Below are 13,003 nucleotides of genomic sequence, written 5' to 3' on the forward strand. Positions count from 1 at the left end.
CTACTGCATCTTCTGAGGTCGAAAAGCCGTCTCTAACGCCGTGAAATTGTAGATCAGCAACCCCACCCCGATGCCGTCTTGCGTTCAACAAGGCAAGAACTAACCAGCCCGGATAAGGGTGAGAAGGCTGTGGATTTAGGGCTCCCGACAAGAGAAACAGAACGATTCGAAGTTGAGGATGGTCAGATAATTCGAATCGAAGTTGAGAATAACTATGGCTTCCGTACTCACGTCGTATTAGAGGACCCAGAAGGGGAGATTGTTTTGAGTGAAGGTGTCGAGGATTCAGGAGTCTGGGAGTTTGAAAATGTGACCAGTGGACGCTGGACAGTTCGGTATGACCCTGCCGATGATAGTCCGCAAACCAGCGGAAACGTTGAAATATACCTTCGGGATGAGGATTAAGGAGAAAATCCCGGAATCTTGTAGGTTGTTTCTTGCTATTGTTCTAACATGATCTATCAAAGTGTCCGGCCCCGCCCAAACGATCCCCGAACCCCTATTTCACGATTCAACCCCATAGACGGGTGATTCGATGAGCCTCGAGAAAGAGCAAGAATTGATCGGTGAGAAGCCGGGTGAAGTACCGACAGTGGAGCCGGGTGAATACTGCAACGGGAAACGGACCAACCGATCCCATGAAGGGCAGACAAGGTTTGTCGGGTACTGCAAGAACCCGGCTGGCAAGGGGACCGATCACCTCGGCGAAGGGCGCTGTAAGTATCACGGAGGGTGTTCGACCGGCGCACCCGAGGGGAATCAGAACCGAACAACTCACGGGCTTCATGCCGATCCCGAGAATTACTACCAGTCGCTCGAGCCGGAGCAGAAACAGTTTGTTCGAGAGACTGCCGCCACCATCGAGGATCGAATCCGATCAAACACAGGCGACGTGGACTATCTCGACCGAAGATTGGCCATGAGGATCGCTATAGAGCTACATATCGTCTCGAGAGCCAGTGATTACGTGATGAACGTCTCGGGCCTGGTTGAGACGATTACTACTGAACACGGGTCTCATGAACGGAAAACAGCCCTTCTGGGTGAGATACGAAAGCGGGACAAGGCAATTATTCAGATGCTCAAAGACGTTGGGGTTCTGAACGACCCTGACAGTCAGAAGGCGAGTGCTCTCGAACAGTAGCGAAGTTGGGTCAGTAATGCTTGAAACTCAGAAATAGACAATTGGCGTGTCGCTCATTCCAGGTCTTCAACTGGCGTCTCCGGTTCTGGTAAGTCAACTACATTCCACCCCTTCGAGGTGAGCCGATATGCATTGACAGTGTTTGATCCTCCATCGTACACGTTGGTTAGATAATCGTTCTTCGCTAGTTCATCCATTCTACGCGGTACGTAGAGGACCGGGCTCTTCCCATAATCTTCCAAGACAAAATTGTCGATGATATCCTCATACTCAACACCTGCCGTTTCATGAGTGAATGGGCGTTCTTCTGACTCCACTTCGGCTATGTTCTCCAAGATCCTCCGATCATGATATTCGGATTTCAATCCGGTCATAGATATGATGAGAGATGGATTTTACATAAAATCATGGTGAATTCCGTTAGCGTTCGAGAGCGATTCATGAGTCGTGCTCATAGTCTCCTTAATCGATACCCCTCCATCGAGAGAGAACCCGCCCTAACGCTCCTACGCTTGGTCTCATCACCTCGTAACAATCACACGGGGATGATATGCCGTTCAATATAGATAAATAGCCATGGGTCTGATTCGAATATCAGGGTATCCGATCTTGAAGTCCGATTCATCGATATCCTTCTCTAACAGTTTAGAGGAACCAGAAGTCATCTGCTTCAAGAACATCCGGCGGTTTTGACGTGAGTCTCGATCGCTACCTGGCATCACGTCCATAATATCAATCAGCCACTCTTCTTCACCTTCATCAAAGAGGTATTCAACCCGCCCGAGAACATAGTATTCTGTATACTCTGAAGACAAGTCACCAACTGTATCTTCTGAGGAGAACACAATGTTTGCATCTAAACTATCGGAAGAGGCATCTAATCGGTAAATATCTTCACCTGAACCTAATTGGTCAAGAAACTGTTTTATATCGTCCATAGTGAACTCCTGACCTTCCTCCTCAAAAGTGGTATCAATATCGAACATATCAAAATATGGCATCACCTCCTCCATCATTCCTTGAAGTTCGGTAATCGGAGTTGACGTTATTCTACTTCTGGTCTGGATGAATTCTCCCTCCTCAAGTTCAGACCGTTTTCTCGGTGACAATGCTTCAAACTCTGTGATGTCATCGGCATCCTGAAGGTGCCGGTGGAGAATAGCAAACTTCCCGATCGGGTCCAGTTCACGAATGAGCTCTTGTTCCTCCTCATCCTCCGCTGTTTTGGAATACCGCAGTTGGATTATTTTGTCAATCCCGCCTCCTTTATCTGATTCTTCCGACTCTAAGCTACGTTCAACTACTTCTTGGATTTGTCCTTCGTTCAGATAGGAAAATAGTCGATCGATAATCTCGTCGTTTGTATACACAACCTCCGGCACATCTGATAACGAAACCATATGATCATGTCTCTGCCACTAAGTCATAAATGGGATCCAACCAAAGCGGAAGTATAATCCGAAGACAGCGGTAGGGTTAGATATTATCGAGATATCCTCGCCGCTGTTCGACCTTCACCTCTTCACTCCGTTTGTCATAGTGCTTGTCGAGTACCTTCTGGTCGACGTTCATTCGATCGGAGACTACCTGTTCAGGAACGTCCTTGGTCAGGAAGTGGGTGATAGCACCCCTCCGTATCGAGTGAGGTGAGACGCTCGAGGGGCACTTACTTCGATACCCGTATCTCGTCGCCTCACAGTCTTCGGGAGCCCGATCGTGAGGACACCCGTCTCCGTAGTAGCAAGGTCGAGTGACCGTATAGACTCGCTCTCTCATGGTCGAGATGGTCAGTCGACCCTGTTCGGACGTAAACAGTGGTTTACGGCCGTGTTCGTCTGTTATGTCGATTCGATTATGCTCGATCCAGTCGTCCAGTACCTCACAGACGTACCGGCTGAGAGCGATCATCCGCTCACCTTCAGATTTGTTCTTGAGAGCAGTACCCGTCTCTGGTCTATGGTGAAGTTCGAGACGTTCCTCCTCGGGATCGTAGTCATCGAGATCCAGACCATAGACGGCCCCGATTCGGAGGCCAGTATGCCATAACACTTCGAGAAGGGCGTGCTCCCTCGAAGCATACTCGAACTGACGGAGGTATTCGAGAATTTCCTCGGCTTGACCCGTCCGAAGGGTTTCCTCTCGACGTTCCTCTTCCTTCGAGGGGGACGGGAGTAGGATCTTCTCATGGAGTCCTTCTTGGACGGCATCAACCGACTCGCACCAGTTGATGAATACTCTCAGCGACTTGAGTTGCGTCCGAAGACTGACCTTGTTGAGATCCCCATCCTCTTTCCGCCACAGTCGGAACTTGTGAAGCGTCCGACCATCGAGGTCGTTCAGATTGTCGATGCCGTTCTCATCGAGCCAGTCGATGAAATGACGGAGGCGGTAATCGTCTGCCTGTACCGTTCGGTCCGAAACTTGACCGCACCGTTCCGCCAAGAACATCTCCTTGGCTTCCCCAGGTGCGAGGGGTTCGAGTTCCTTCATCATGGTTACCTCGAACCGACAGAAGGCGAAGCGAGGATCACTTTATTCCGAGACGCAGTCCCCCGTTCAAATCGGGGAGGGCGGACTTCGCTCCTTGTCGAACTGTGGCAGCGTGGAAAACCGACGTTTGCGTACTTGTCTGTCCGTTTACGGGCAGAATTCCCGATTCCAAAATCGGCCGAAAATCGTGAAGGGGGACTTGCTGCATGTTGCACCCCTCCGCAGTCTTGCGAATTTCATAGCAGAAACCGATGGTATGCCTACGATGTGTTACGAGAAGGCACGGCCCCAGGACCGGTCGTGCCAGGCTGACGATACACTGTCTGCTATCCGGCAGTATGACCACTTCGTGTGGGGACACGCGAACCAACGGCGTGTCATACGGCTGCGGTCAGTCGATAGATTCCGAGCAGATAACTGTGTCTTCCGGTCGATTTCGTTTGTTATCTTCGAGAACGAGATCGAGGGCCGCGGCTGGCTCGTCGTTCGTGAGATGTCGCTGCGCCCGACGGCGTCCCTCGGGAGTGACGAGGTCGCGCTCGAGGTATTCCACGACTACTGCCGTCATCATCTGCTCGATGTCGGTATTGGCATCGCCCCCCATAGTATATCGTATATTTGTCCAGCGACGTAATATAGCTATTGGGAAGAACAGATGGTAATTGTCCCGTCGACACAGCTACGATATCGGTTTCGGAGCGTCTGAAAACGTCCTACGACGAAACGGGAGACGAATCTACCAGCCTGGTCAACGAATTCGTCTCCGAACGCGGCTCGAGCGACATCGGCCCGTGGTGGGAACCGGGAGGTAGTTACTCGAGGTGGCAACGTCGGCCGACCGTTATGGTTCGACGACGAGCTTGCCGACGCTCTCGCGTTCGGTCATCGCGGCGAAGGCTGCGTCGGTTTCGGCGAGCGGGTAGGTCGAATCGATCACCGGTTCGAGCTCGCCGACGGCGACGAGGTCGAGGAGTCGGCGAAGGTCGTCCTGGGTCCCCATCGTCGAGCCGACGACCTCCTTGTGGTTCAAAAAGAGGTCGGTGAGGTGGATCGACGAACTACCGCCAGCGGTGCGGCCACAGATGGCCATCGTTCCACCGCGGCGCATGACACGGACGCCGAGGTTGGTGTACTCGCCGCCGAGGTGGTTCATCACGGCGTCGGGCTGGCCGATCGGTTCGACCTGCTCGCGGATCGCGTCGGGGTCGGTGGCCTGGATGGCGTGATCGAGGCCGAGATCGCTGACGGCCTCGAGTTTCGACGCCGAGGAGGAGGTCCCGATCGTTCGAGCACCACGGATATCGGCGAGTTGAATCGCCGCGACGCCGACGCCGCCGGTCGCGCCGGGAACGAAGACGAGATCGCTCGGACCGACATCGGCCCGGCGGAGCATGTGGGCGGCGGTCATATAGGCCGTCGGGATTGCAGCCGCGGTCCTCGCGTCGACGCCCTCGGGGAGCGCGAGGAGTCGATCCGCCTGGACGCAGGCTTGCTCTGCGAGACCGCCGTGATAGAGCGAGAAGCGCTCGCAACGATTCTCGGGTCCTTCCCGACAGAACCGACAGGAGCCACAGGTCTCGTTCGGACAGAGCAAGACCTCGTCACCGGGTTCGACACCACGGACGTCCGTGCCGACCGCTCGAACGGTACCGGCGACATCCAGTCCGGTGACGAACGGCAAGGCGCCCTCGCCGACCATCGCCGACTCCCCCTCGAGGATCCAGAGGTCGTGGCGGTTGATCGCACACGCGCCGACGTCGAGGACCGCCTCGTCGGGGCCGGGTTGCGGTTCGGGTTGGTCGATAACCTCGACGCCGTCGGGGCCGGTCAATGCTGTAAACGCTGCAGCTTGCATACCTGCATATTTTTCTCGACGGTAATGATGCTCGGGGCCGCCCGTACGGGTTGCCGGTGTCACGGTACGACTGGATCGCCGTTTGCCCCTCGAGCAGATCGTGGAGGAAGGCTTTTGCGTCTCGTTTGTGATCACAGGAGTATGCATGAGAATACCACAGTGTTCGTGACGGGTGCGAGTCAGGGAATCGGCCGGGAAATCGCGATCACCTTCGCCGAGGCGGGCGCAGACGTGACACTCGCCGCACGCAGCGACGGGATTTACGAGACCGAAGAACTGATCGACGCACCCGACCGGACGCTCGCTGTCGAGACCGACGTCACCGACGAGGAGTCGGTTGCCGACGCTATCGACACCACCGTCGCGGAGTTCGGTGGAGTCGACTGTCTGGTGAACAACGCTGGTATCGCCGGGCCGACAGCACCGATCGAAGACACCTCCGACGACGAGTGGCTCGAGACGCTGGACGTCAACGTCGTCGGGATCGCTCGCGCGGTCCGCGAAGCGTCGCCCCACCTTCGGGACTCCGAGAACGGCACTATTATCAACATCTCGTCGATCGGCGGCAAACGCCCGTATCCAAATCGGACCCCCTACGCGGCTTCGAAGATGGGTGTGATCGGAATTACGCGGGCGTTAGCGTTCGAATTCGGTCAGGACAACGTTACCGCGAACGCGATCTGTCCCGGGCCCGTCGAGGGTGAGCGCATCGAAAACGTGTTCCAACGCCAGGCCGACGAACGCGGCGTCGACTACGAGGAGGCCAAAGGCGAGGTCCTCGAGAATCTGGCGATCCGCGAACTGGTGCCGCCCGAAGAGGTCGCCGAGCTGACGCTCCACCTCGCGAGTTCGGGAGCCGACCACGTGACGGGCCAGGATATCAACGTCTCCTCGGGTGGGGCCTGGTACTGATACGGTCGATGCGTTCGTCCGTTTCCACCGCGACCATCTCGAGGGCGTTCGCTGCTGGGACCGTCCTCGGTGTGTTCGCCGTCTTCCGCTATTATCTGGCCCAGCCGGGATACGATCGTGGCCGACTCGTCCTGTTCGCACTCATCGCCGGCGCGACCCTCCTGGCCGGTCTCGGAGTCGGTACCCGGCGACCAGCGGTGACGATTGCCGGCGTCGTCGGACTGGCCCTGCTTGGCTTCTGGCAGTTCGTCGTCGGCATCTTCGTCTATCTCGCGATCGGCTGCTTTCTGCTGGCGCTGCTCGTCGACCACGCCGCCTACAGGAGTTCGACGAGGCCCTCGAGCGACTCGAGTTCGTAGATCGGCTCGAGCGAGAGGTCGTACCAGACGTCGTAGTCGCCGACATCGGCGTACTCGAGGACGTTTTCGATGGTCTCGTGTTGGTTGTTGCTGACGATGCCGGTCGGCACCTCGAGCGCTGAAACTGCGCCCACGTCGTCGTACGCTCGTTTGGTCCCTGTCGCGAGTACCTCACGCTGGGCGTCGATCGCCGCTCGTTCGCGGGCGCGCCACAGCCGCGGGGGGGGTCGATATCGTGACTCGAGGCGACCGACCGAATCGAGGACGGCGTCGGTCTCAGGAGCGTCTCGACGTGGTCGGTCGCGGGATCGGTGACGCCGACATCTCGGAAGGCGTCCGACACCGCCTGGCGCAGGACCGTCCGATCGGTCGGCGTCGTCAGGACGCCGTCGTTGTCGAACACCACCGCATCGTAGATCGTTTCCATCGGTTTCGAATGCCTGTAGGCGGGACGGGGATTTCGACGTTCCGGTCGAGCAACAGGTGTCGGTCGATGACGGGAGAGAGTCAACGATTTGCCGGTCCGTTCTGCAACCGACTGTCCTGAGGTTCAAGTACGGGCAAGCAGCCAGGGTGAGCGATGGACGACGGTACGAGCACCCGCGAGCTGGCCCTCGAGGATCGATCCCGACTGCCCGGTGAGCGTGATGGGGCATAGAGCGCTCGTCGCTTACCGGCGACCCGACCGGCTCTACGATCTGCGCTACAGCCACTGGGGCGGGCAGGATCTCGCACTCGTCGACGCGATCGGCCCCGAGACGCCCCTCGCCGACGGCGCGGTCGAAGCCCCCCTTCTGGCGGACTCGGTCGCCCGCGACCGCATACTCACAGCTCACCTCGAGCCCTGCATCCACGAGGCACTGTATCTCGTCAGACCCGGCGAGAACTACACCGTGACAGCCTATCGCGTCTGCTGGCTCGAGTGGGCCGACGGCCGCGAGGAGGGTCGTGGCGCGATCGTCGAGAGCGAATCGGCGACCGATCGGGCGGTCGAGACCTGGTTTCGCGCGACCAAGACCGTACTCGGCGATCTCGTCGAGATGGGCGCACTTTCGCGGCGCTCGGCACAGGCCTATCTCGAGTCACGCGTCTGCGAGGACGAAGACGGGACCGTCTACACTTACTCGGGTGAGGAGACGATCGACTCATCGACGGAGAATGGAAGCGAGAGAACTCACTCGAGACATCCCCAAAGCGAGTGGTTCGACGACGAGGAGTGGGAATGAAACCGATAGCGACAGTCTCTAGTCGCCGATCACTCCTGCCAGCGGGTATCGGCAAGCGTCCGCTGGACGATATCGTTGCCGACCGCTTCGGCCAGGGTCTCGAAGCCCGCACGCTCGCCACGGTCGTCGGCGTTCGCGACGAGTCGCGAGACGATAAACTCCGGCGTCGACCGCCCGACCGTGTCGAACCGCGGTTGGTAGTCGACGAGCAACTCGAGGTCCGGATTCAAACCCTCCGCGAAGATGCCGTCGACGCGGGCTTCCGGCGGCAGCGGCTCCAGATCGTCCGCGAGGTGGGTAACGAACACCCCCAGCGCGTCGCGATCGACGGTGAGGGTGACCAGTCCGTGGAGCAGGTCGGCCGCGCTGCCGGGTTCGGTGATCGCTTCGAACTCGTCGACCAACATGAGCGTCCGTCCCTCCGTGGCAAGCGGCGGCACGACCGAGCGCAGCGTCGACTCGAGGACGCCGGCGTTGAAACTCGCGTGTCGACGGTGGAAGACGAGGGTGTCGACGGGCGTCACCGTCGCTCGCTCGGCCGGCACCGGCAATCCCATCATCGCCAGCAGAACGACCTGACAGCAGGTCTCGAGCAGCGTCGTCTTCCCGCCGCTGTTTGCCCCCGTCAGGACGGCGACGCGCTCGTGGGCCGGCACCGAGTCGACGCCGTCGGGCGCCTCGGCGATGCCGTGGTCACCAAGCGCGTAGGTAATCGGCTGGACGGCGTCGTCGTCGGCGGCCCCGATCGTCAGATTCCGCGCGTCGACGACCGACACTGCTGGCTCGCCGTCCTCGACGAACGTCGGTCGCGTACAGTCGTAGGCGAGCGCGAACCGGGCCAGCGAGAGCTGTAAGGCGATCTCGTCGACGGCGGTGATCGCCGCCTCGATCGGCTCCCGTTCGGCCTCGAGCGTTGTCTCGAGGTCGGTCGTCACGGTCGCCTCGTGCTCGTCGATCGCCGCGGTGAGATCACGGCGGAGGCCTCGCAACGTCTCGCGAACGAAGTCCGTCGCGTCGGTCGCGTCCGTTGGCATCGCCTCGCGAACGCGGTCGATCGTGACGGCGGTCTCGGTCACGAGGTGGTCCTCGAAGGCCTCCTGGAACTGGTCGACATCGCGGACGCCCTCGGATCGAAGCTGGTCGATCACCTCGAGCGCGTTCGCGTCGAGATCCTCGATCGTCCCCAGCGCCGTCCGGAGTCGATCGAGTTCGTCGTCGACACCCTCCCGGACGCGTCCGTTCTCGAGGCCGGCGAGGGCATCGGCCGCCGCGGCGAGCCGTTCCCGCTCGAGGTCGGCGATCGTCTCGAAGGGGCCCGACTCGACGCCGGCGTCACACAGCGCGAGGGCGGCCTCGACCGCGGCGTGGTCGCTGCCGTCGCGGTCGTCGTATCGCTCGTAGGCCTCGAGGACGGCCTCGCGATCGTCCTCGGGAAGGGCGGCCCAGGCGTCACGGGCCGCGAGCACGTCCTCGAGGCGGTCGTCCATCGCTTCGCGGCTGGTCAGCGGCGTCAGCACGCGAATGCGATCGGCCGCTCGCTGCGTGACGGCGTGATCGACCGCCAGCTCGAGGACGTCCTTGTAGGCCGCGTGGGCGTCGCTGGTGGCCAGAATCGCCATCCCGTCGCCGCCGGTCGCGCGCCGCAGGATGCGGGTCGCTCGGCCGCGGGCGAGGCCGGCGTCGGCGAGCGCCCGTACGTCACCGGTCTCGATCGCCTGGATCGCCCGTTCGCGGCCCAATTCTTCGACAAGAAGCGCGCGCGTCTTCGGCCCGACGCCCCAGTACTCCTCGAGTCGCATACCCGTGGGTTCGAGTCAATACTCTTGAAGGTGTGCCATTCGGCTCATACGGATTACTGTAACGGTTTACCGGCGCACCCGCCGCCCGGGTCGCGGATACGCCGGAAATGACGGACAGTAAACCGTCTCACGAGCGGGCCGTGCCGGCGGCGACGGTCCAGAACGCCACGAGCGCCACGAGGAAGGTCAGCCCGATCGCGAGCGTGTAGCCGTCCGTATAGGCGATGCTCGCGGTCCCGAGTGGGGGCATTCCAAGCGATCCGATCCCCGCAGCGACGTTGAAGATCCCGACGATGGCGGTGTCCTTTTCGGGATCGTAGATCCCCATGAGCAGCGGAATGTACAGGGTTGCACAGCCACCGAGACCGAGACCGACCAGGACGATTCCAGCGAGAAGCGCTGGCGGTTGGGGGGCGACGAACAGCGCGATGCCGAGGGCGGCACAGGCCAGCGACGCGAGGAAGGCGCGCCTCGAGCCGACGACATCCGCCACGTAGCCGCCGCCGATCCGCGAGGCGATGCTGACGCCGCCGATAAGCCCGAACGCGAACGAGGCGCCCGCCTCCGTCAGTCCGCGCGCGGCGAACAGATCGACCGCGTAGGCTGCCAGGAGCTGGTACCACGCGAACCCGGCGCCGATACCGACGAACAGCAGCTGAAACGTCCGCGTCCGCCCCAGACGGCCGAGCCACTCTCGAAGTTCGCGAAACGTCGTACTCGAGTGGTCGGCCCACGTCGGTCGCCGACAGAGCAGTCCGGTGACGAGAAACGCGGCGGTCGTCACCGAGAGGACGAGCACGAATCCCTGCCGAACGCCGAACGCCGCGATCGCCCGCTGCCAGATCGGGGGTAACAGAAAAAGCCCGAGTCCGTTGCCGACGAAGATGAGTCCCGTCGCCGCGCCGCGGCGTCGTTCGAACCACCGCGGGACGATCGATGCCAGCAACACGAAGACGGTGCCGAGCGTGAGACCGAGTATCGAAAACACGATCGTCAGCCCGAGCAGCGAGTCGACGAGATAGAGCGACGGAGCGATCGCAGCCGTTGCAGCCGTCGACACGAGGATCACGCCTCGAGCCGGAAGCCTGGCCGCGAAGACGCCGACGATCCCGGAGCCGATGTAGAACGTACAGAGCATGACGGCGAAGACGCCCGACAGCGCGACCGGCGAGATAGCGAAGGCGTCGCTAAACGGCTCCCGAAAGACGCCGTAGGACAGCGGCGTGCCGAAAGTAAAAACCATCGCGACGGCACCAGCCCCGGCGACCAACCAGCTGTGAGGGCTATCGGGACGGTCTTCACGAGCAGCGTCCACGACTGGATCTCTCGGGTGTGCGGGCGAAAGGGTTGTGATTCGGGCACGTTCGTCCGGATTCGGTCCCCTCGGTCCTGCGTCACGTCCTCGAGCGAGACGAGGAAGGCGCTGGTCCCTGAGCGAGAATGGAACGGTGTGAGTTTTCGAGCGAGAACAGCGGGTAATCCGCTCTTTGTGAACGGAACGCAGCTACTCCGTCTCGGAGACGAGGCTGACATCCTGGCCGGGTTCGATCGGGATGCGCTCGAGTTCGTCGCCGTCCTCGTCGTAGATGACGACGTAGTAGTCGACGGCGGGTTCGTCGGGGGCGGGCTCCTGATCGACATCGCCGACCTCCGCTACCTCGTCGGGATCGTCGCCGGCGAGGAACTCTGCGATCGCGTCGTCGCCGTGGACTTCCACTGCGTCGCCGCTGTGGGCGTTGACGAAGACGTTCCGCGAGACGTCCGTATTGTCGATCGGGACGACCTTCGAGTGCCACCAGAGTTCGTCGTCGACGGTCACGGGGATGGGTTCGACGACCTCGAAGTCGTCGCCCCAGCCGGTCTGGGTGTCCTCGCTGCGGACGATCCCCATCGCTCGCTCGGCGCCGGTGAGCGTGTCGCCGCCGGTGCCGTAGTACTCGAACTCGCCGGTCGTCGCGTCGACGAACCAGACCTCGTCGAGGCCGCGGGTGTCTTCGCCGTAGGGTTCCATCGCGGTGACGTAGGACAGCTGTTCGCCCTCGAGGTCGACGACAAACGGCTGGCTGTTGCCGGCGCCCGAGGGCATGCCGGCGACCTCGACCTGATCTTCGTGGGCGCCGATCACGTCCATCTGGTTGACGATGCCGTTGCGGTAGCCAAGCGACTGCATCTCCCGTTCGCTCACGTCGAGGGGATAGAGACGCTGGCCCTCGAGGACCGGGTGATCCTGGGTCTCCTCGGGCGAGAGGTGTTCGATGGTGCCGTCGGTGTGGACGAGCGCGCCGCCGTCCCAGGTCGGCGTGGTGTGGGGGATCGGCGAGAAGTGCCACTCGTGGCCCGTCTTCGGATAGTACATGTAGGCGTCGCCGTCGTGGATGAATTCGACGGGATCGTCGTTGTACTGGCTCCAGAAGTGGCCCTGTTTCATGTTCCAGTCGGCCGAGCGGTGGAGCGCCATCCCCTCGCCGTAGGTAAACTCCTGATCGTCGACCGTCTCGGTCGTCCGCGTATCGATGTTCGTCATCTCGTTCATCACGACGCCGCGCTGGTGCTCTATGAGCCGGTTGCGCAGGTCGTCGGGCTCGATGGCGTAGGACCAGGCCAGACTGCCGTCTTCCATGCGGGCAATATCGCTGTCGCCGAGTCTGTGCTGGCGATAGGAGACCGAGCCCCGCGTTTGCACGTCAGAGACATCCCGCGTGATGACGCGGGCGTTGTCCTCGTTCACTTCGGGAAACTCCTCGAGTTCGACCGCCTCGTCCATCGTCTGCTCGGCCATCGTCCGCTGCTCGAGCATGCCGGCTGGGATGCCGACCAGCAACGCGAGCACGAGCGAGACCGCAAAGACGAAGCCGACGATCCGACCCTTCGTCGCGATCGAGTCGATCAAATCGTCGCCAAAGCGTGGCTGTAAGAACAGCGCGATCGCGGCGATGCCGGTCAGCCCGAGGACGATCGCGCCGCCGGGGCTGTAGACCATCGCGTACACCGGCCCGTGAAAGAACGGACGCAAGACGTAGCCCACACCCACGAGTACAGCCAGGGCGGCCAGCCGTCCGAGGAAGCTCGTCGCACTCGAGGTCGTTTCGACCGATTCGGAGAGCTCGTTCAGTTTCGATTTTACGTCGTCGGGGTCGACCATTCAACGGTTCGTACGTCGGGGGTCGAACATGCTTGAACGCTTCGAGGTTCGTCCACCATCGACGATGTCCGGTTTC

14 protein-coding genes are annotated in these 13,003 nt (G+C 60.7%); 5 read left to right on the forward strand and 9 right to left on the reverse strand.

Annotation, left to right across the window (positions count from 1 at the left end; all coding sequences use genetic code 11):
• Nucleotides 1-129 precede the first annotated feature (129 nt).
• Together D8Y22_RS15435 and D8Y22_RS22915 are read left to right on the forward strand one after the other, a co-directional pair.
• Nucleotides 130-405 (forward strand): hypothetical protein, encoded by a 276-nt coding sequence (locus D8Y22_RS15435; RefSeq protein ID WP_141465593.1) that lies wholly within the window; start codon nt 130-132, stop codon nt 403-405.
• Between the two features lie 130 nt (nt 406-535).
• Nucleotides 536-1,144 (forward strand): hypothetical protein, encoded by a 609-nt coding sequence (locus tag D8Y22_RS22915; protein ID WP_246084463.1) that lies wholly within the window; start codon nt 536-538, stop codon nt 1,142-1,144.
• A gap of 53 nt (nt 1,145-1,197) precedes the next feature.
• Here D8Y22_RS22915 and D8Y22_RS15445 read toward each other — a convergent pair whose 3' ends face one another.
• The 5 genes from D8Y22_RS15445 to D8Y22_RS15465 all read right to left on the reverse strand — a co-directional run bounded on the left by D8Y22_RS15445 (nt 1,198) and on the right by D8Y22_RS15465 (nt 5,489).
• Nucleotides 1,198-1,518, reverse strand: coding sequence for a hypothetical protein (locus tag D8Y22_RS15445; RefSeq protein ID WP_141465594.1), 321 nt, complete (start codon nt 1,516-1,518; stop codon nt 1,198-1,200).
• A gap of 183 nt (nt 1,519-1,701) precedes the next feature.
• Nucleotides 1,702-2,544, reverse strand: coding sequence for a DUF6414 family protein (locus D8Y22_RS15450; RefSeq protein ID WP_141465595.1), 843 nt, complete (start codon nt 2,542-2,544; stop codon nt 1,702-1,704).
• A gap of 76 nt (nt 2,545-2,620) precedes the next feature.
• Nucleotides 2,621-3,637 carry a tyrosine-type recombinase/integrase gene (locus D8Y22_RS15455; RefSeq protein WP_141465596.1) on the reverse strand — a complete coding sequence of 339 codons (1,017 nt, stop codon included), beginning with the start codon at nt 3,635-3,637 and terminating at the stop codon, nt 2,621-2,623.
• A 388-nt stretch (nt 3,638-4,025) separates the two neighbouring features.
• Nucleotides 4,026-4,238, reverse strand: a complete 213-nt coding sequence (locus D8Y22_RS15460) for a hypothetical protein (RefSeq protein WP_141465597.1) — start codon at nt 4,236-4,238, stop codon at nt 4,026-4,028.
• A gap of 237 nt (nt 4,239-4,475) precedes the next feature.
• The gene (locus tag D8Y22_RS15465) at nt 4,476-5,489 is read right to left on the reverse strand and encodes a zinc-binding dehydrogenase (protein ID WP_141465598.1); all 1,014 of its coding nucleotides are present in this window, start codon (nt 5,487-5,489) and stop codon (nt 4,476-4,478) included.
• 141 nt (nt 5,490-5,630) lie between these two features.
• Here D8Y22_RS15465 and D8Y22_RS15470 point away from each other — a divergent pair, with 141 nt between their 5' ends.
• Both D8Y22_RS15470 and D8Y22_RS15475 read left to right on the forward strand, forming a co-directional pair.
• A complete protein-coding gene (locus D8Y22_RS15470) occupies nt 5,631-6,401 on the forward strand; it encodes an SDR family NAD(P)-dependent oxidoreductase (RefSeq protein ID WP_141465599.1) in 771 nt (256 codons plus the stop codon).
• An 8-nt stretch (nt 6,402-6,409) separates the two neighbouring features.
• On the forward strand, nt 6,410-6,760 hold the full coding sequence (locus tag D8Y22_RS15475; protein WP_141465600.1) for a hypothetical protein: 351 nt from the start codon (nt 6,410-6,412) through the stop codon (nt 6,758-6,760).
• Here the strand turns inward: D8Y22_RS15475 and D8Y22_RS22920 are convergent.
• On the reverse strand, nt 6,718-6,894 hold the full coding sequence (locus tag D8Y22_RS22920; protein WP_246084464.1) for a hypothetical protein: 177 nt from the start codon (nt 6,892-6,894) through the stop codon (nt 6,718-6,720). The two genes, D8Y22_RS15475 and D8Y22_RS22920, sit on opposite strands and share 43 nt — an antisense overlap.
• Nucleotides 6,895-7,407: 513 nt before the next feature.
• Between D8Y22_RS22920 and D8Y22_RS15485 the strand changes: the two genes are divergently transcribed.
• On the forward strand, nt 7,408-7,986 hold the full coding sequence (locus D8Y22_RS15485) for a DUF6735 family protein (protein ID WP_246084465.1): 579 nt from the start codon (nt 7,408-7,410) through the stop codon (nt 7,984-7,986).
• Between the two features lie 29 nt (nt 7,987-8,015).
• Here D8Y22_RS15485 and D8Y22_RS15490 read toward each other — a convergent pair whose 3' ends face one another.
• From D8Y22_RS15490 to D8Y22_RS15500, 3 genes are all read right to left on the reverse strand, one after another.
• Nucleotides 8,016-9,785 carry a MutS-related protein gene (locus D8Y22_RS15490; RefSeq protein ID WP_141465601.1) on the reverse strand — a complete coding sequence of 590 codons (1,770 nt, stop codon included), beginning with the start codon at nt 9,783-9,785 and terminating at the stop codon, nt 8,016-8,018.
• A 127-nt stretch (nt 9,786-9,912) separates the two neighbouring features.
• Nucleotides 9,913-11,028 carry an MFS transporter gene (locus D8Y22_RS15495; protein ID WP_141465773.1) on the reverse strand — a complete coding sequence of 372 codons (1,116 nt, stop codon included), beginning with the start codon at nt 11,026-11,028 and terminating at the stop codon, nt 9,913-9,915.
• 261 nt (nt 11,029-11,289) lie between these two features.
• Nucleotides 11,290-12,927 carry a hypothetical protein gene (locus tag D8Y22_RS15500; RefSeq protein WP_246084467.1) on the reverse strand — a complete coding sequence of 546 codons (1,638 nt, stop codon included), beginning with the start codon at nt 12,925-12,927 and terminating at the stop codon, nt 11,290-11,292.
• Nucleotides 12,928-13,003 lie beyond the last annotated feature (76 nt).

Source organism: Salinadaptatus halalkaliphilus, from assembly GCF_006543045.1.
In the GTDB taxonomy this organism is placed as follows: domain Archaea; phylum Halobacteriota; class Halobacteria; order Halobacteriales; family Natrialbaceae; genus Salinadaptatus; species Salinadaptatus halalkaliphilus.